We start from the raw sequence: 17,784 nt of genomic DNA on the forward strand, positions 1-17,784 counted from the left end.
ACGTTAGTCCGCGCGGCCGCTTCCGAGCGTCCAGCTCATGCCGTTCGCACCGGCATAGACCGCGAACTCGGCGCCTTCGCGGCTTTGCGTGTCGCCAGCAGGTGCATGCAGCGCTTGAGCGCTGCAATCGTCTGCGCACTGAGCAGCAGACCCGCAATCACATCGGCGAGATAGTGACCGCCTTGCGTCGGCGTCGACAGGATCATCGTCACGTTGAGAGGAATCGCAAACAGCAAAAGCCGTGGCGTGCGACGCAGCGCATAGATAAAGACAATAGCGGGTAACGCCCACCACTCCGCTGTTCCCCGTGTTCGTGTTCGTGGCTCGACATTGTGCTCGTCCATTTTTTTGTTGGCGCTGTCTGGTGAAGGATAAGCACAGGTAATGCCTATCGTCTGACGGCCTTGTCGCGACTGGGTCGACGGGGCCGACAGGCGGTGATCGACCGGCATGGCGGTCCGGAACGTGGCAGCGTTCAGACGTGTGTTTCCCGTCGCTACGCGGGTGCGCAGCGTCGTTGCCGATCAGCACGTTTCCGTTTGCGTGACCTATTATCAGAAAGAGTTGTGAACAGTACGACTGCGGTTGCGATGCAATCCGCGAATCGTGCAAGTGAATGCAGATGCCGTGGAGAAAGAGCGATGGTTCGCATGGAAATACTCGACGCGCTGCGGGCATACACCGATCCGTTCCGCGTCACGAGCGGCAAAGATTTCTTCCTGAAGGATTTCGATCCCGGCGAGACGGTGGGACTCAGAATGCATAAGGAAGAGGCGCAGCAACTACTCCAGCGCGGGTCGAAATGGCTCGCGATGGAGCAGGAGATCCTCTACGCGCAGGATTCCTGGTCCGTGCTGCTGGTGTTCCAGGCCATGGACGCCGCGGGAAAGGATGGGACGATCAAGCACGTGATGTCGCGCGTCAATCCGCAGGGGTGCGATGTCATCTCGTTCAAGCAGCCGTCGGATGAGGAGCTCTCCCACGACTTCCTTTGGCGCTATTCGAGGAAAGTGCCCGAGCGCGGGCACATCGGCATTTTCAACCGCTCGTACTATGAAGAGGTGCTGGTGGTGCGCGTGCATCAGCATCTGCTCCATGCGCAGAAGATCCCACCGGCACGGGTCGGCAACAACATATGGGACGAGCGCCTCGCCGACATCGCGCGCTTCGAGGACTATCTGACGCGCCAGGGCGTGGTCATTCTCAAGTTCTATCTGAACCTGTCGTACGGGGAGCAGAAGAGGCGATTCATGGATCGCCTCGACAATCCCGACAAGCACTGGAAGTTTTCCGCAGCCGACGTTCGCGAGCGTCGCTACTGGAACGACTATATGCACGCCTATGAAGAGGCGATCCGCGCGACGGCCTCCGAAGCGGCTCCGTGGTTCGTCGTGCCCGCCGACAACAAACCTTTTACGCGCCTCATCGTCGCGGCCGCGATCGTCGAGGCCGTCGAGAAGCTCGACCTCGAATATCCGAAAGCCACGCAAGAGCAGATGAAGGATCTCGCCGCCGCGAGGGAGGAACTCGACGCTGAAGCGGTGGACGAGACGAGACCCGATCAACCCGGGGACGATCCAGACCATTGAGAGCGGCCCCCTGACCCGAAATCACTGGAACCGGGAGACACGAGGATGAGCTCAGTTGAGAGTGCGACGCCGTGGCATGCGATGCCGGCCGGTGACATCGAACGGCAGTTCAACGTCGATCCCGCGCAGGGCCTGGATGCAACGGAAGCGACCGGGCGGCTGGCCACCTATGGGCCGAACCGCCTCCCGCAGGGCAAGAAGAGGGGGCCGGTCGTACGCTTCCTGATGCAGCTCCACAACGTTCTGATCTACGTGCTGCTCGCGGCTGGTTTCGTCAAGTTGATGCTGGGCCTGTGGCTCGATGGCTCGGTCATTCTGGCCGTCGTCATCCTCAACTCGCTGCTCGGCTTCCTGCAGGAAGGACGCGCCGAGAAGGCGCTCGACTCGATTCGCAACATGCTGTCCGCGGAAGCGCGCGTGATGCGTGGCGGAGCGGTTCGCTTGATCCCCGCCGAGGAACTCGTTCCTGGCGACATCGTGCTACTGGAATCGGGCGACAAAATCCCGGCGGACATGCGTCTCGTCGACGCCAGGAACCTGCGCACGGAAGAAGCGGCTCTTACGGGGGAATCCCTCCCGGCCGAGAAGGGCACCGCGCCGGTACCCGCCAAAGCCACGGTCGGCGACCGCGAGAACATGGCGTTCTGCGGCACGATGGTCTTGTCGGGCCGGGCAACCGGCGTCGTGGTGACGACCGGGAGCCAGACGGAACTCGGCCGGATCAACCAGATGCTCGCCGAGGTCAGCGCGCTCGAGACGCCGCTGCTGCGCCAGATCAAGAAGTTCGGCTACGTCATCACGGCAGTGATCGCCGTTGTCAGCGTGCTGCTCTTCTCCTGGGGGCACTGGCTCGGACACATGACCTTCGTCGAGCTGTTCCAGGCCATCGTGGGGATTGCGGTATCGGTCATCCCGGAAGGCCTGCCGGCGCTCATCACCATCACGCTCGCCATCGGCGTGCAGCGCATGGCCCAGCGCAACGCCATTATTCGCCGCCTGCCGGCGGTCGAAACACTGGGCGCCGTCTCGCGCATCTGCTCGGATAAAACGGGCACGCTGACCCTGATGGAGATGATGGTGACCTCCGTCGTAACGGCCGAAGCGGCCTATGCCGTTACGGGCGACGGCTACGCCAGCGAAGGAGAGGTCAGCGCGGATGGCAAGCCGCTCGGCGCTGCGCCGGACGTGCTCAAGCTGATGGGCCGCGTGTCGCTGTTGTGCAACGACGCCGAGCTCTTCGAGGAAGACGGCAAATGGAAAGTGGAGGGTGACCCGACCGAGGGCGCGCTCTATCCGTTCGCTTCCAAGCTGGGCATGGACCGTGCCGCCGAGACGGCCGCCGCGCCGAGGATCGACGCGATCCCCTTCGAGTCCGAGCACAAGTTCATGGCGACGCTGAACCGTTCGACGGACGGCGAAATGCTGCTCGTCAAGGGCGCGCCAGAGGTGATCCTCGACCACTGCGACCGGCAGCAGACGGCGCAAGGCCCGGCGCCGCTCGATCGCGAGCACTTCGCGAGGGAGGGCGACCGGCTCGCCGCGCAAGGTGAGCGCGTGCTCGGGCTCGCGTGGCTGTCGGACCCGGGCCTGCGTACGGGCGGCCTCGGGCCGCAGGACCTGCCGCGTACCCTCGTACTGCTCGGCCTCGTGGGCCTGATGGACCCGCCGCGCAAAGAGGCGATCGACGCCGTGCGCGAATGCCACGGCGGCGGCATTCGCGTGACGATGATTACGGGCGACCACAAGATCACGGCGGCGGCAATCGCAAGAATGCTGGGCATCGGCGACGGCAAGACCGCCGTGTCCGGCACCGAGATCGAGGCGATGAACGATGCGGCGCTGCAGGAATGCGTGCGCGGCGTCGACGTGTTCGCGCGCGCGAGTCCCGAGCACAAGCTGCGGCTCGTCAAGGCGATCCAGGCGAACCGGCAGATCGTCGCGATGACGGGCGACGGCGTCAACGATGCGCCGGCGCTCAAGAAAGCCGACATCGGTGTCGCGATGGGGATCAAGGGCACCGAGGTGACGAAGGAGGCGGCGGGTATGATCCTCGCCGACGACAATTTCGCGTCGATCTCCGCGGCGGTGAAGGAAGGGCGCACGGTCTACAACAACATCGAGAAAGCGATGCTGTTCATGCTGCCGACCAATGTCGCGCAAGGCGCGGTGATCGCGGTGGCGATCCTGTTCTCCTTCACGCTGCCGATCACGGCGCCGCAGATCCTGTGGGTCAACATGGTTACTTCCGTCGCGCTCGGCCTGACCATTTCGTTCGAGCCGCACGAGGCAGACGTGATGCGCCGCTCGCCACGCGCAATCGACCGGCCGATCGTCACGCGCTTCGGCATCTGGCGCATCCTGTTCGTCGGCGCGGCGCTCGTGATCTATACGCTATCCACCTTCTTCTGGATGAAGTCGCAAGGGGCGTCGGATCAGATGGCGCGCACGGCCGCGGTCAACGCCATTACGCTGGGCCAGGTGTTCTATCTGCTCAACATCCGGTATCTGCTCGATTCGTCGCTGTCCGTGCGCGCCCATACAGGCAATCGCTATCTCTGGTACGGAATAGCCGGCGTCGTGGTCTTGCAGCTTCTGTTCACCTATACGTTCCCGTTCCATGCCGTTTTCCACACCGAGGCTCTGCCCTTGTCGGCGTGGGGGTGGCTCGTCGGTGGTGGCGTCCTGTTTTTCCTCGTGGTGGAGATCGAGAAGCTCGTTTTCCGGCTCACCCCTGCATTGAGAGGATTTGTGACGTCGCAACAGGAGGGCGCGGCCTTGCCCAATGATCCCGCGAGGTAGGCCGCCTGGGCGGCCGCCTGCTACATCTCATGCACGCGGCGGAGGATGAAAAACAGATTAGCCGAGACTGCATTCACGATCGGTATCCGCTCGAAAGGCCGGTTCAGCTTCATGCCGATATTGGCCAGGGCGTTGAGCGCTCCGCCGCCCTTTATGCCTTTTGCGAAGGTGGGAAAGACCTGGTGATAGCCGCATTCTTCCAGTACGAATCCCGATCGGAGAAACAGGCGCTTCGCGTCGCTGAGACTGTACAGCCGATTATGGCCCGTGTACTTCTTCATGACTCTGCACGCGTTTTCGGTCACCGATAAGCGGTTAGGTAAAAATGTGATTATCAGCAAACCGTCGTTTTTCAGCACGCGCCATAGCTCATCGAGGCTCTTTTGCTCGCGGGCCACGTGCTCGAGTACACCGCTTCCGATCACCACATCGAATTGATTGTCTTCGTAGGGCAGCAGAAATTCATGATCGAGCGATGCGAAAGATAACCCGGCGTACTCATGGAATTCCGCGAATTGCCCATCCTTGCAGATGTCGCAGCCATATATATCGATGTCATGGTAGAGCGTGCGAAGCATGCACGAATCCGGCGCGTGCCGGCATCCCCAGTCGAGCACTTTCATGCCACGCTTGATATACGGTGCGTAAATTTCGAACGCGCGCACGTGGCGATCGAGACTCGCGTTGTTGGCAATGACCGATTGCACATAGTCCCGGTATTCACCATCGCTACGATGTGCAATGTAGTCCTCGCAAAGCTTGGCATAAGTCGCCTTGACCTGCTGCAATTCATTGCTCGGGATCGTTTCAGTGTCGATGGGTTTATGCATATCTCCCTCATGGCGGTGCGAACGATACGACGAATTTCAGGCTCTACCGGGCCAGTATGCTGGTAATCCTTGGTCCATGTTGAGGTCTGCGCAATCCGTTTCCGCAGTACCGGCTTTCGCTGCCCGAGTGACATCGGGGTTGAGAGGTTCGCGGGATGTTGACCACTCCGATTTTGAGCGCTGATGGACTGCGTTTGGCGAGACCTGCGGCAGCAACTACCGGGATAAAGCCGCGATAGTGAACGGGTTCAAGTTTTGAAGGATAGCAGTTGAATTTGTCAAAACTGGTCGGGGAACCTCTCCATTTCGCGCCTTATTCTGATGGTTTTGCGCCTTGACGCCTCATCCGTTGTGTTCGAGCGAACATCAGCGCCAACCTCCCGTTGCCCGGCCGTCTTATTCAGCGTTAACTTAACAATGCGGTCGAACAGCGCGATGTGCGTCCTCCAACCGGCCAGTACCTTGTAGCTATCCATGTGCGCATCGACCGGCGATAGCGCTCTATCTAGCCCCCACGACCAGCGATGCGGCGAGCCCAGAAGGCGTCTCGACCCCAAATTTTTATGTTGCGGCGCATCTAAAACCATCCTATAACCATCCACATGGATGGTGCAAGGATGGTGCGATGAAGAAACCCGCGGTATTGGACACCCCCCGCTCGAAAGGCGGCGACTCGGAAAAAATCACGATCAACCTCGGACCGGTCGACCTCGGGCAGATCGACCTGCTGGTTGAAGAAGGCTTCTATGCGAACCGGACCGACCTGATCCGAACGGCGATTCGCAACCAGCTCGCGCTACATGCGCGGGTCGTCCAGGAAACGGTTGCGCGTCGTTCGCTCGTGCTCGGGCTGCAGCATTTTTCCAGGCAGGATCTCGAGGCGATTCGAGCCGCGCGCGAGCGTCTCAACATTCAGGTCCTGGGATTGGCCAGCATTGCCGCCGATGTCTCCCCGGAACTCGCGCTCGCGACTATCGAAAGCGTCGTGGTGCTGGGAGCCTTTCACGCTTCGCCCGCAGTCAAGACGGCGCTTGCCGGCAGAATCCACTAGCCGCGCGAGGCCCACCCCCTCAACACCGGTAATCGGACAAACGTGATGAAACTCAACGAAGGCTTTCTGAACTCAATGCACGAAGCGATGACTTTGCTGCGTACCCGCGGCGTTGCCGAAGCGACAGAAGCGATACAACGCGCACTGCGAGGGGAAAGCGTCGGTGCAGTGAACGAAACTGCGTCGCGGGACAAGACGCCAGAGCCCGTTGTCTTCCCGTTTGCAAAGACCAAGGAAGCGACCGCGCACAAGGCGCGAGAAGACTGCCTGGACGTGGAGGAACGAGGACATTTCATCACGCTTGCGTATGCGAATGCCGCCGGTCGCCGTCAATATCGGCTGTATGTGCCGGCGGGGGGCGCCGGCGAGCCGCTGCCACTGATTGTGATGCTGCACGGCTGCACGCAGGACGCCGACGATTTCGCAGCAGGCACGCAGATGAACGCGCTTGCCGAGCGGCATCGATGTCTTGTAGCTTATCCGGTGCAACCGCGGCAGGCGAATCCGTCGAAGTGCTGGAACTGGTTCAAACCTGACGATCAGCATCGCGAGCGCGGCGAGCCGTCGCTGATCGCAGGCATCACGCGCGAAATCATCTCGGCCCACAACGTCGATCCCGCGCGCGTGTACGTCGCGGGGATGTCCGCGGGGGGCGCAATGGCGACGATCATGATCGCCGAGTATCCCGAACTGTATGCCGCGGTCGGCGTGCATTCCGGTCTTCCGGCACGGTGCGCGCACAATTTACCCTCCGCGCTCGCGGCGATGAAAGGCGGCAAGCACCCCCGAAACGCACGGCGCGTGCAAGGCGATACAGACTTGTCACCGAGACGGCCCATGATCGTCTTTCATGGTGACGCGGATGCCACCGTGCACGTAGCGAATGCCACGCGGCTCGTGCAGAGGTTCGACGCACGGCCGGACGCCGGCAGCGAACGGCGTCGGGTCGACGCGGGCCGACGCGCCTGTACCGTCTCGCGGCTGGTTTCCGGCGACGGTATCGACGCCGAGTTGTGGACCATTCATGGCGCAGGGCACGCTTGGGCAGGCGGCAATGCACGAGGCAGTTATACGGACGCTACTGGTCCGGATGCGAGTGCCGAAATGCTGCGCTTCTTTCTTGATCATCCGCAACGGCAATAGTGCAGGCCTCTCTTATGGTTACTATGATTGCGACGGAGTGGCGTCCGCTGTGCATGTAGAGCAAGTCCGCTTGCTCAACTGCATATAAAGGCTGCCCGATGAATCACTTCCGGGGCGAATCCTCGGCGGGAGGTGGGCGAAGCCGGATTTGCGCCGCAATCAACGTACGGCGGGGGTTCTGTCGCGCTACCGCGGTGCGCTGGAATTCGCATTCCCTCACGAACCACGAACGAGATGGGCAAAACGAAGAATTCATCGGGTGCGACGTTTCCTGCGGGGATCGGCAAGGTTCTCAAGCGCTTGCACTATCCGCTGGACGTGATTCTGCTGTGTGTTCGCTGTTACGTGGCGTACTCGCTGAGCCTGCGCAACCTCGAAGAGATGATGGCCGAGCGGGGAATTGAGGTCGATCACTCAAGTGTGCACCGATGGGTGATCAAACTCGTACCCTTGTTCGAAAAGGCATTTCGGCGAATCAAGCGCCCGGCCGGCAAGAGCTGGCGCATGGACGAGACCTGCGTCAAGGTCAAAGGACAATGGAAATATCTGTACCGGGCCGTCGACAAGGAGGGCAACACGATGGATTTCCTGCTGCGTGCGCATCGCGACAAGGCTGCTGCACGTCGGTATTTCGACAAGGCGATTGCCCAAAATGTTGAGCCCGAGACTATCACTGTGGACAAGAGCGGCGCCCATCTGGCCGCGCTCGAAGCGCTCAACGCTGAGCGGAAAAAGCCAATCAAGATCCGGCAGATCAAGTATCTGAACAACGTCGTCGAGCAGGATCACCGCGCCATCAAACGTGTCATCAAGCCGATGATGGGCTTCAAGAGTTTCCGGTTTGCGCGCATCATTCTGTCCGGCATCGAGGTGATGCACATGATTCGCAAAGGGCAGATGCAGCACGATGGCGACACCAGAACCGCTGCCGAGCAATTCTATTCGCTGGTCATATATGCAGTCCTCTTCATATCAAATCCGCTCGCACTGACTTCCTTATCGCGACAAAACCGCCATGTGTGATTCATAGGTGTTTGATCACACTGCCCGTCAGCTTGCGCAGTTCGTCGAACTGCGTGGCGAGTTCGAGGCACAGAATAAAGGCCAGCATCGCTGACGGTCCCGGGTAACGCTCCATCCATCGCAGCGCCGGAGTGGCGTAGCGCACGCGAATCGCGTCTCGCGTCATTAGATAGGTGATTCCGGCTCCCACGAGCGCGCCCGCCAGCAAGTCGGTCGGGTAGTGAAAGCCTAGATAGGCACGCGGCAGGCAAATGACCAGCACCGCATAGAGAATCGCCAGCACGCCGATGCCCCGCCACACGAGGAAGATGCCAGTGGCGACCGCCATCCATAACATCGCGTGATCGCTTGGGAAGGAACTCCAACTCGACAGCTGTGCGTCCTCGATGACGTGACCCGCAAAGTGCAGATGCAACTCGCTGCTAAAGACAGGGCGCACTCTGAACGGCAACCAGTGAGTCAGCAGTCTTCCGACGAAGAGCGCCAGGAGGCCGCTGAGAAGCGTTGCGAGCACCATTTCTCGCCGCCATTCGCGGCGCTCGTCTCGCTGAAACCACATCCACCACAGCAACGGTATGAGCACGAGCCCTTTGAAGGTGTAGAGGTCGGCAATGACCTCTATGGTTTGGGCCGTGAGATAACCGAAGTGGATGGTGGATAGATATGTCTCGATAGACGAATCGAAGCTATTCATTGTCTTGTAAGAAAATCGGACCATGCCAATTTCCGATGCGACTAGCTCGTATCGGGCTCTATCGTCGGCAACGCCTTGAACCGACGACGTTGCAACGCACGAGGATAAGGAACAACTACAGCCTCCTTGATGCGACCCGTCGACCGATGCCTTGTCGAGACCGTGTAACTCTCATGCGTCGTGGTCGTCTAAGGTCCATATTTGAGCTCAACGGGGACGCAGTTCATAGAGCCGATGTTCAGGTAAAGTCGCAACGAGTTGCCAACCATCAAGCGTCTCGGGTAGGCGCCGGTACGGGTCGAGCACCGCAAGATAGACCGTCGTAAACCGGCTTTGAAGGTCCGGAAAACGATCCAGCAGTTCAGTCGACCACGCGCGCAACATGGCGCCATTTGCTAAGACATTCGGTTTCCGGGTAGAGCTGTCGTCCTGGAACTCCCTCAATGCTACGTTCTCGCTCCGGTAAAGCACGGGTTGCTGGCCCGCTTTGAGATACAAATCCGGCACGAGAACGCCATTCACTGTTGCGAGCGCCACCACCTTGTCCAAATATGGGTTCCAGCGGTGGGGGGCTTTCCATGGAGACCGGTCGGCGGTGTCTTGCTTGTACTGGAACAAGACGGAACCGGCCTTCAGAGACGCGAACGTAGTGCGGTAAGCCTGAATGACAGGACTGTCGCCCCGCCAGTCCTCAGTCACAGTCACGATCCGGAAAACAAAGACAAGCGTGAGAGCGAGTGCGCCGACTCGTTGGAGACGTGGCGCCACCGAATGTCGTATGCCAACCAGCGCAGTCAGCAAAAACGCGAAGCTGATCCCACATCGCTCGATCACACCGTAGGAAGCAAACGCGTCAAACGGTGCGAGCAGGACTACCAGCGGAAGTGAAAACACGGTTATCCGGAACTCTGGCTCGCACGTCCACCATCTCATAACGAGACCGATGACCACGAACAGGCTCAAACCCGCCACGATCGCCACATCGCCTGCACGATTTCCCACTGAGAAGACATCGATGCAGAAAGCGAGCTTCGAAAGTACGTGGATAAGGCCGAAGTGGGTTGACCCATGAAGGCCGCCGGTGCTGCTGTGGATCAACAGTGCAAGGGGGAGCAGCAACGGAACAAAGCTCGCGGCCGCGTGGCGAGCCAGTGAATGAATCGAGACCTTCCCCTCCCGAAGAAGACAGCCAAGTTCCCACGTGCCTGCGACCAGAGCGAAAACGGCGAGCGGAAACAGATGGCAAAAATAGATGACAAGGGCACTACAGCACGAAACCAGGATCCGCGCGAGGGTGGCCCGGCGCAACGCCACGTGCGCGGCGATCGCCCAAAAGGAAATGCCAAGACCAAACAGAAAGTTATCGTAGCCGCGTATCAGTATCCAGTTATAGAGCAGCAGGAAGCTGATAAACGGTAACCATGACCAGCGGCCATTGGCAACACGGCTCAACACCAGGCAGCCCGATGTCAATAGCCCGAGTTCAACGAGGGTAAACAGCCAGGCGGCCCATTCTACCGGTATGAGCTTCGTGAACCACGGGAGGGCCAGATCCATGGCAAGGTCAGGCACGGCATCCCACTGAACGACAAAATTTCTAGCATACGATGCCGGATGAGAAAGGATATCGAGCCGGACGATATTGTAAAAGTGTTGCCCAAGAGGAGGATATGGCGTGACGAGGAATGGCACCGACGCAACCACGGTCGCAATAAGCCATACACCCCACAGACGCACAGGCGAAATGCCAGTGTTCATCAGGCTTCTGATAGTCATCAAAAACCTCGGAAGGTTGATCTGGAACCATCCGCGCAAGGTATTCTCGATTTGTTCAGTTAAACGAAAGATACATTGCTTACGGAAGATGTCGCGCAGCTGAATCCGTGGTCGCTTTCGATCTCATCGTGCTATATGTCACTTTTTTGACGAGTATACGCGCGCCAATGTAACCATTTGTTCGTCACCTCACACAAAGACGAAGACATTCCTTCGGGTCTCGCTCACAAAGGCACTGGGAGGTTCTCGGACAGGCGCAGGTAGAGTCAGGCAATAAAGCAGACGAAATCGATTTATCGGTCACCGGCTCCCCGACGTCGTCGTCAGCTGTGCCGTTCGCTGGTATTACCAGTTCCGCCTCAGCCTGCGCGACATCGTAGAACCAAACGATTATCACCGGGCAAAATACCTTCGCGGGCCTGTCGCACTGAGGCGTTGGCAAAGCGAATTGGCAATTTCGCTTGGCTCTGTTCGGAAGGGTCCGAATTTCCATGCTGTGGGCAAGAGCTGGCGCATGGACGAGACCTACGGTACGCCCAGCCAACGTAGCCTGCCTGCAAGGGGGTGAAGTTGCTTGAGCATGTTTGGAATGCAAAACCCGGAGAAGTTGTCGTTGCAGTACCGGGGTATGCCCTTTCTCTGCTGCGAGAGAAAGTGAGCCGAAGCGGCGGTGACTTGCTGACACTGGCAAGGTGACGAAGTCCGTGGGAAACGGGGCTTGCGGCGAAGCGGTTACCCGACCAGGATCACCGCGCCATCAAACGTGTCATCAAGCCGATGATGGGCTTCAAGAGTTTCCGGTTTGCGCGCATCATTCTGTCCGGCATCGAGGTGATGCACATGATTCGCAAAGGGGCAGATGCAGCACGATGGCGACACCACAACCGCTGCCGAGCAATTCTATTCGCTGGTCATATAAGCAATCCTCTTCATATCAAATCCGATCGCACTGACTTCCTTATCGCGACAAAACCCATCCTGCAACGTCGATAGACTGCGCTGCCCTTCGACTACCGAATCGGTCATTACTTGACGGTGAACGCGTGTGATGGCCCTGTGTGCAGCGCCTACTCGAGGTTTTGCAACCTATCCCGCCTCGTATTTCAGTTATCCATCCGGAGATGCTGTCGCCAATCGCTGGGACGGTGCCCCGCCTCGACGAACGCCGTTGCAACGAACTCTTTGTGCCGATCGTGGAGAGCAGCTCAAGGGACCAACCGGACGATACGGATAGAGCCCGCACGACCGACCGGAGACGGTCGGCGGTGCTTCCCTCACCGAACGCCGTGCGGAAGAAAGGAACGGTCGCGTCTGCGGCGATCCGACGTCAGCGTCTCGAATATACTTCTATGCGCATGGCACCGACACGTGTCGGCGAGATCAAGATAGCAGTGGCAAAAGCCCCTTTTCTCTTTCGACCGGACCGTCCGAATGGACTTTAACATTGGGCTCTTCGAACTGCTGTTGCTCGTTTCGGCACTGGTGGCCATGCTAGTCCGGCGCTTGCATATGCCGTATAGCGTTGGTCTCGTTATGGCTGGAATCAGCTTCTCTTTCCTGGCCTCTTCCAGCTTCCCAGATATTCCCCTCACCAAGGATTTCATCTACGACGTACTGCTGCCGCCGCTCATTTTCGAGGCGGCGTTTCACATGAGGTGGGGCCAGGTACGCCGAGATTTCGTCGTCGTCCAGACATTAGCGGTCCTTGGGGTGCTCCTGTCAGCTGGCGTGACGGCAGCAGGCATGCATTTCCTGTTGCATTGGGAATGGATCAGCGGGCTGCTTTTCGGCACGTTAATAGCCGCTACGGATCCCGTCTCCATCCTTGCCACTTTCAAGGAAGCGGGTGTCACAGGCCGCTTCAGGCATTTGATGGAGGCCGAGAGTCTGTTCAATGACGGGACCGCGGCGGCAGCGTTTCGGGTCACGCTGGCCTTTGTCGCCGGCACGCACGTCGGCCTTGTCGAAGTACTCAAGATCTCGGGCGTGGTGCTTCTCGGTTCGGTGTTTTGCGGTTTGCTGATCGGCAACGCAGTGCTATCGCTGCTGCACCGCACCGACGATCACCTCGTCGAGATCACCTTCGCGATGATCGCGGCCTATGGGTCGTTTCTGCTAGCCGAGAACCTTCACCTGTCCGGCGTATTGGCCACGCTGATAGCGGGCCTCGCGATGGGAAAGCGGAACACGAGCGACGCGATGACGAAGAGAGGCCGGGAAGCCGTCGAGGTCGTGCTTGAGTACACGGTATTTGCGGCGAATTCGTTCATCTTTCTTTTCATTGGAGTTCAGCAGGCGCGCAGGGAATACGACACCGTGTGGCTATCGATCGGGATCGCCATCATGGTCGTGATGCTGGGGCGTGCCGTGGCTGTGTACCCGTGTTGCATGCTCTTCTCGCGCTCGTCGCTGCAGATCGAGGTGCGGCATCAACATATCCTGTTCTGGGGCGGGCTACGCGGTGCCTTGGCCTTGGCGCTCGCGATGGGATTGCCGCCCGGACTACCACGGCGCGAAGAAATCATTACCGTGTGTTTTGCCGTGGTTGCTTTTTCAATCTTCGTTCAGGGCGCCACGATGACGCCGCTACTAAGGCGATTGGGTGTCGTTTAAAGATGCGGGGCCTCAAAAGTTTCATGCACGCCTGCTTTTCATCCTCATCGTTGCGCTCACGCATGCAGTCTAGTGAACCATGGTTACCGGCCTGGTAGTCACGCGCCACAACCCGGCGAGCATGGTCAGTCTGCGAAAGAAACCGAAATGGCTGGCGTCGATCACGACGACATCCGGTTGAGTCTTTGCAGCATAGGCGGCAATGGCTCTTGCGCCGTGCCCGAACACCCGCTTCCATTTGTACGGAACGCCTGCATCCTCAAGGACTGAGCATGTCTGGATCAGCGCGTCGAGCATTATGTGCTTCTCATGGAGACGCAGCGCGCTGCGCGAGTGAAACGCTGCCGCACGCCCTTCGTCAATAGGCTCAAGCACTTCAAGCAGTTCGACTTCGGACACGCAGTGTTCCAGATACAGAAATGCGGCGTGTCGGGCAGCCTGTACGGCACCGCCGCTATCGACTACGGGGATCAGCAACCGTAACATTGAGCACTCCGATTTCGGCCAGCAGACCGACTTTGACACTTCCATTTCAGCACAGAGCGTGTCAATGCGTTGCAAAACTATACGCAGGACATGTAAAAATCCCGTCAACGCGACGTCTCGAACGCGGTGCAAACATGACGGCGGCACTTCTGGGCGCAATTTCCCACTGAATCGACGCTTCAGTGCGGATTGCATGCTACTGCCCCTGATAGTCGTTCGCTCCGACCAGTCTGTAGCCTACGCCAGTCTCCGTGATGATGTACTCTGGTTGCGCCGGATCACGTTCGAGTTTCTGGCGCAGGTGCCCCATGTAGACTCGCAAATAGTGGTCGTTATCAGCGTGCGTTTGGCCCCACACCTCCTGAAGTAGCTGTCGACGCGTCAGCACCCATCCTGCGCGTGACACAAGCGCCGACAGTAGCCGGTATTCGATCGGGGTGAGATGGACGATCTGGCTGTCGCGCGTTACCCTCCGTTCCGCAAGATCGATCGTGACAGCGCCGAAATGCACTTTGGTCGACCCCGTCCTGCCGCCGCAGGTTCGCCGCCGCAGGTGGGCGCGGATTCGCGCAGTCAGTTCCGGCAATCCGAACGGCTTGGTCAGGTAGTCATCGGCCCCAGCGTCGAGCGCCGCGACCTTATGCTCCTCCCGGGTTCGCGCCGTCAGCACGAGCACCGGCACAGTGGACCAGCTACGCAGTTCCCGAATCACGTCAATGCCGTCCATATCCGGCAAACCAAGATCGACGATGACGAGATCAGGCCGCCGTGTTGCGGCTTGCGCCAGCCCTTGCTCCCCCGTTTCGGCATCAAAGACCGTCATGCCATCCGCTTCCAGTGCCGTGTGAACGAAACGACGGATGTGCTTGTCGTCTTCAATCAGAAAGACGGTGACCGTCGGCTCGCTCATGGTTTTGCCGGATCGACGGCCGGTGCCGGGAAGGTGCCCCCTGTTGACGCCGCCTGCTCTCCATCGTCGGGCCATAGCTCTGCGGGTGGCGCTTCGGCCGGCGGGGTCTCATCGGCGGGCAGCATGAACCAGAAGCGCGCGCCAATGATCTTACCCATTGTGCCGGTACGATTCTCGGCCCCGATCCTGCCGCCATGCGCCTCGACAATGGCACGGCAGATCGCGAGGCCAAGACCTATCCCGGCCTTCGCCGATTCTTTCTCGCCGCGCGTGAACTTGTCGAACACGCGCGTCTCCATGCCCGGCGGCAGGCCGGGCCCGCTATCGTCGACGCAGACCTTCACATATTTCCGGCCGCCATCATGGGCCGGCGTGGCATCGATCGTGAGCGGCGTCCCCGGTGGCGTGTACTTCGCCGCGTTCTCGAAGAGATTCACAAAGAGCCGCTCCATCAGCACCGCATCAAGCTGCAGCAGTGGCAGATCAGGCGGTACATGCACCTGGACCGGGCGCCCGGCGAGCGTACGCCGGCAAGCGCCGAGGGCCGCGCCGACGACCTCCTCGAGCATCGACCATTGCCGGTTCAGGCGCACGCCACCCGCTTCGAGGCGTGCCATGTCGAGCAGGTTCGTGACAAGACCATTCATCCTGAGCGCCTCCTCGTGGATTGCGTCGACGACTTCGCTGGTCGTTCTCGCAGGCACACCGCTTTTGTCCTGTTCGGCAAGCATCGACGCGAATCCGACGATTGCGGTCAGTGGCGTGCGCAGGTCGTGTGAGATCGCCGACAGCAGGGAGTTGCGCAGTCGCTCGGACTCCATGTTGATGAGCGCGTCCTGCGCGATTTCCACGTAGTGAACGCGTTCGAGCGCCAGCGCAATCTGGGCGGCGAACGCATCGAGCATCCGCTGCTGCTCTGGACTCGCCAGATCCGAAGTCTGCTCCGATACCATCGCGAGCACGCCGCGCGTACGCATCGGTGCCTTTAGCGGCAGGTACAGCGCGTCCGTGGCGGGCAGCGTATCCGTGCCACGTCCGGCAGGTTTTTGCTGGTCATACACCCATTGACCGATATCGAGGTCGAGCGCTTGTGCGTCCAGCATGACAGCAGGGTTAGGCTCTTCGACTTTCTGCCAGATCTTCTCTGCGCTGTCCGGCAGCAGGATCGCGACGCGCGCGTGAAACACTTCGCCGACGTGCCGCGTACCGATCTCGATGATCTGCCCGGTCGTCAGCGCCGCGCCCAGTTCACGTGACATGGCGTACATCGCACTGGTGCGCCGTTCGCGCATGGTCGCGATGTGCGCCTGACGGCGCAGGCTCGACGTCAGATGACTGATTGTCAAGGAAGTCAGCAGCATCACGAAGAAGGTCAGCACGTATTGCGTGTCCGAAACCGCGAATGTCATCTGCGGCGGTACGAAGAAGAAATCGAACGCCGCCACGCTGAGGAACGACAGCAGCACGCCCGGCCCGCGGCCGAGTCGCGCGGCCGCGAAGATCACGCCGAGCAGATACAGCATCACCAGGTTCGCCAGAGCGATATGGTGGAGAAAGGCTGACGCAACGACTGTGATTCCTCCGCAGATTGCCAGGGCGTAAAAATAGCTTTGCGGCTTCAAGCGCCCGCCGCCTCCGGGCGCCACAGCAAAGCTCGGAGCACCGGCTCGCATATTCCGGCCCTCACGCTCCGGGGCCGCGCTCATCAGCGTGACGTCGATGTCGCGCGCGTTCTGCACGAGTTGCTCGCCGACCGGCGGCACGATCAGCCGCCGCCAGCGTCCCCGCGCTGACGCGCCGGCAACCAGCCTGGACACATTGCGCATGCGGGCGTAAGCAACGAGCGTTTGTGCGGCGTCAGTCCCGTCGAGCGTGGCAGTTTCGGCCCCGAGTTCGGCGGCGAGCTTCAGCGCATCGAGCGTTCGTTTGCGCAAGTCGTCCGGCATGCGCTGCAGTTTCGGCGTCTCGACATACACGGCTATCCAGTCGGCCTTGATGCTCGTGGCGAGCCGCGAAGCGGCGCGCACCAGCACTGGCGCTTCCGGCCCCGGTCCGACGCACACAATGAGCCGCTCGCGTGCCTGCCAGATACGCTCAATAGACTGGTCGGCGCGATACTCACGCATCTGCGCATCGACGCGATCCGCGGTACGGCGCAGCGCCAGTTCGCGCAGCGCAATCAGGTTGCCCTTGCGAAAGAAGTTACGCACGGCATGCTCGGCCTGCTGGGGCAGGTAGACCTTGCCGTCTCGCATCCGGTCGAGCAGCTCTTCGGCGGGCAAGTCGACTAGTGTGACCTCGTCGGCGCCATCGAACACCCGGTCGGGGACAGTTTCCCAGACCCGGATACCCGTGATCTGACCGACAATATCATTGAGACTTTCGAGATGCTGGACGTTGACCGTCGTGTAGACGTCGATGCCCGCGTCGAGGAGTTCGTGGACGTCTTGCCAGCGCTTCAGGTGCCGCGCGCCCTGCACGTTCGAGTGCGCGAGCTCGTCGACGAGGATGAGTTTTGGCCTGCGGGCGAGCGCGGCGTCGATGTCGAACTCGGAGAGCTGGTGGCCGCGATATTCGTGGCGCGCGAGCGGCAGTATCTCGAGACCATCCAGCAGCGCGATGGTTTCCTTGCGGCCATGGGTCTCGATGATCCCGACAACCACATCGGCGCCTTCTTCCTGCTGCCGCCGGGCGGCCTGCAGCATCGCAAACGTCTTCCCCACGCCCGCTGACGCGCCAAAGAAGACCTTCAGGCGGCCACGCTGCTGTTTCTCTTTATCCCGCTGGATCCTATCCAGAAGTTCGTCTGGGTCGGGGCGGTCCATCGAGTGTCTCCCATAAACGGCCGGCGGCAGACGTCAGACCCGCCC

14 protein-coding genes and 1 pseudogene are annotated in these 17,784 nt (G+C 60.1%); 7 read left to right on the top strand and 8 right to left on the bottom strand.

What is annotated here, in order from left to right; all coding sequences use genetic code 11:
• Positions 1 to 35: 35 nt before the first annotated feature.
• Positions 36 to 452 carry a phosphatase PAP2 family protein gene (locus HDG34_RS36545; protein WP_184068312.1) on the bottom strand — a complete coding sequence of 139 codons (417 nt, stop codon included), beginning with the start codon at positions 450 to 452 and terminating at the stop codon, positions 36 to 38.
• A 189-nt stretch (positions 453 to 641) separates the two neighbouring features.
• On the opposite strand from HDG34_RS36545, the gene HDG34_RS36550 reads away from it, so the two are divergent.
• Both HDG34_RS36550 and HDG34_RS36555 read left to right on the top strand, forming a co-directional pair.
• The gene (locus HDG34_RS36550) at positions 642 to 1,589 is read left to right on the top strand and encodes a polyphosphate kinase 2 family protein (protein WP_184068315.1); all 948 of its coding nucleotides are present in this window, start codon (positions 642 to 644) and stop codon (positions 1,587 to 1,589) included.
• Between the two features lie 45 nt (positions 1,590 to 1,634).
• Positions 1,635 to 4,388: an HAD-IC family P-type ATPase gene (locus tag HDG34_RS36555; RefSeq protein ID WP_184068318.1), complete on the top strand. Its 2,754-nt coding sequence runs from the start codon at positions 1,635 to 1,637 to the stop codon at positions 4,386 to 4,388.
• Positions 4,389 to 4,408: 20 nt separating this feature from the next.
• Here the strand turns inward: HDG34_RS36555 and HDG34_RS36560 are convergent, their stop codons facing one another.
• On the bottom strand, positions 4,409 to 5,218 hold the full coding sequence (locus tag HDG34_RS36560; protein ID WP_090806167.1) for a bifunctional 2-polyprenyl-6-hydroxyphenol methylase/3-demethylubiquinol 3-O-methyltransferase UbiG: 810 nt from the start codon (positions 5,216 to 5,218) through the stop codon (positions 4,409 to 4,411).
• A 278-nt stretch (positions 5,219 to 5,496) separates the two neighbouring features.
• Positions 5,497 to 5,694, bottom strand: coding sequence for a hypothetical protein (locus HDG34_RS36565; RefSeq protein WP_184068321.1), 198 nt, complete (start codon positions 5,692 to 5,694; stop codon positions 5,497 to 5,499).
• 149 nt (positions 5,695 to 5,843) lie between these two features.
• On the opposite strand from HDG34_RS36565, the gene HDG34_RS36570 reads away from it, so the two are divergent.
• From HDG34_RS36570 to HDG34_RS36580, 3 genes are all read left to right on the top strand, one after another.
• On the top strand, positions 5,844 to 6,269 hold the full coding sequence (locus HDG34_RS36570) for a CopG family transcriptional regulator (protein WP_018420777.1): 426 nt from the start codon (positions 5,844 to 5,846) through the stop codon (positions 6,267 to 6,269).
• A 45-nt stretch (positions 6,270 to 6,314) separates the two neighbouring features.
• Positions 6,315 to 7,412, top strand: a complete 1,098-nt coding sequence (locus HDG34_RS36575) for a PHB depolymerase family esterase (protein WP_184068324.1) — start codon at positions 6,315 to 6,317, stop codon at positions 7,410 to 7,412.
• Between the two features lie 234 nt (positions 7,413 to 7,646).
• Positions 7,647 to 8,435, top strand: a complete 789-nt coding sequence (locus HDG34_RS36580; RefSeq protein ID WP_260321455.1) for an IS6 family transposase — start codon at positions 7,647 to 7,649, stop codon at positions 8,433 to 8,435.
• 1 nt (position 8,436) lies between these two features.
• Here HDG34_RS36580 and HDG34_RS36585 read toward each other — a convergent pair whose 3' ends face one another.
• Positions 8,437 to 9,129: a phosphatase PAP2 family protein gene (locus tag HDG34_RS36585; RefSeq protein WP_184068412.1), complete on the bottom strand. Its 693-nt coding sequence runs from the start codon at positions 9,127 to 9,129 to the stop codon at positions 8,437 to 8,439.
• Positions 9,130 to 9,336: 207 nt separating this feature from the next.
• Positions 9,337 to 10,905, bottom strand: a complete 1,569-nt coding sequence (locus HDG34_RS36590) for a hypothetical protein (RefSeq protein ID WP_184068327.1) — start codon at positions 10,903 to 10,905, stop codon at positions 9,337 to 9,339.
• A gap of 738 nt (positions 10,906 to 11,643) precedes the next feature.
• Between HDG34_RS36590 and HDG34_RS36595 the strand changes: the two are divergent.
• Together HDG34_RS36595 and HDG34_RS36600 are read left to right on the top strand one after the other, a co-directional pair.
• Positions 11,644 to 11,824: pseudogene (locus HDG34_RS36595) on the top strand (DDE-type integrase/transposase/recombinase); the annotation flags it as partial.
• Positions 11,825 to 12,336: 512 nt separating this feature from the next.
• On the top strand, positions 12,337 to 13,518 hold the full coding sequence (locus HDG34_RS36600) for a sodium:proton antiporter (RefSeq protein ID WP_184068330.1): 1,182 nt from the start codon (positions 12,337 to 12,339) through the stop codon (positions 13,516 to 13,518).
• Positions 13,519 to 13,587: 69 nt separating this feature from the next.
• Here the strand turns inward: HDG34_RS36600 and HDG34_RS36605 are convergent, their stop codons facing one another.
• From HDG34_RS36605 to HDG34_RS36615, 3 genes are all read right to left on the bottom strand, one after another.
• Complete coding sequence (locus tag HDG34_RS36605) at positions 13,588 to 14,004, bottom strand: universal stress protein (protein WP_184068333.1); 417 nt, start codon at positions 14,002 to 14,004, stop codon at positions 13,588 to 13,590.
• 196 nt (positions 14,005 to 14,200) lie between these two features.
• On the bottom strand, positions 14,201 to 14,914 hold the full coding sequence (locus HDG34_RS36610) for a response regulator (RefSeq protein ID WP_184068337.1): 714 nt from the start codon (positions 14,912 to 14,914) through the stop codon (positions 14,201 to 14,203).
• On the bottom strand, positions 14,911 to 17,739 hold the full coding sequence (locus HDG34_RS36615; RefSeq protein ID WP_184068339.1) for a sensor histidine kinase KdpD: 2,829 nt from the start codon (positions 17,737 to 17,739) through the stop codon (positions 14,911 to 14,913). The genes HDG34_RS36610 and HDG34_RS36615 overlap by 4 nt, the downstream gene beginning before the upstream one ends.
• Positions 17,740 to 17,784 lie beyond the last annotated feature (45 nt).

Source organism: Paraburkholderia sp. HC6.4b (genome assembly GCF_014200875.1).
In the GTDB taxonomy this organism is placed as follows: Bacteria; Pseudomonadota; Gammaproteobacteria; order Burkholderiales; family Burkholderiaceae; genus Paraburkholderia; species Paraburkholderia tuberum.

Coding starts and splice junctions, on each gene's coding strand:
- HDG34_RS36605 (WP_184068333.1), bottom strand. CDS start 14,004: ATGTTACGGTTGCTGATCCCCGTAGTCGATAGCGGCGGTGCCGTACAG.
- HDG34_RS36590 (WP_184068327.1), bottom strand. CDS start 10,905: ATGACTATCAGAAGCCTGATGAACACTGGCATTTCGCCTGTGCGTCTG.
- HDG34_RS36600 (WP_184068330.1), top strand. CDS start 12,337: ATGGACTTTAACATTGGGCTCTTCGAACTGCTGTTGCTCGTTTCGGCA.
- HDG34_RS36570 (WP_018420777.1), top strand. CDS start 5,844: ATGAAGAAACCCGCGGTATTGGACACCCCCCGCTCGAAAGGCGGCGAC.
- HDG34_RS36560 (WP_090806167.1), bottom strand. CDS start 5,218: ATGCATAAACCCATCGACACTGAAACGATCCCGAGCAATGAATTGCAG.
- HDG34_RS36545 (WP_184068312.1), bottom strand. CDS start 452: ATGCCGGTCGATCACCGCCTGTCGGCCCCGTCGACCCAGTCGCGACAA.
- HDG34_RS36580 (WP_260321455.1), top strand. CDS start 7,647: ATGGGCAAAACGAAGAATTCATCGGGTGCGACGTTTCCTGCGGGGATC.
- HDG34_RS36610 (WP_184068337.1), bottom strand. CDS start 14,914: ATGAGCGAGCCGACGGTCACCGTCTTTCTGATTGAAGACGACAAGCAC.
- HDG34_RS36555 (WP_184068318.1), top strand. CDS start 1,635: ATGAGCTCAGTTGAGAGTGCGACGCCGTGGCATGCGATGCCGGCCGGT.
- HDG34_RS36550 (WP_184068315.1), top strand. CDS start 642: ATGGTTCGCATGGAAATACTCGACGCGCTGCGGGCATACACCGATCCG.
- HDG34_RS36585 (WP_184068412.1), bottom strand. CDS start 9,129: ATGAATAGCTTCGATTCGTCTATCGAGACATATCTATCCACCATCCAC.
- HDG34_RS36565 (WP_184068321.1), bottom strand. CDS start 5,694: ATGGATAGCTACAAGGTACTGGCCGGTTGGAGGACGCACATCGCGCTG.
- HDG34_RS36615 (WP_184068339.1), bottom strand. CDS start 17,739: ATGGACCGCCCCGACCCAGACGAACTTCTGGATAGGATCCAGCGGGAT.
- HDG34_RS36575 (WP_184068324.1), top strand. CDS start 6,315: ATGAAACTCAACGAAGGCTTTCTGAACTCAATGCACGAAGCGATGACT.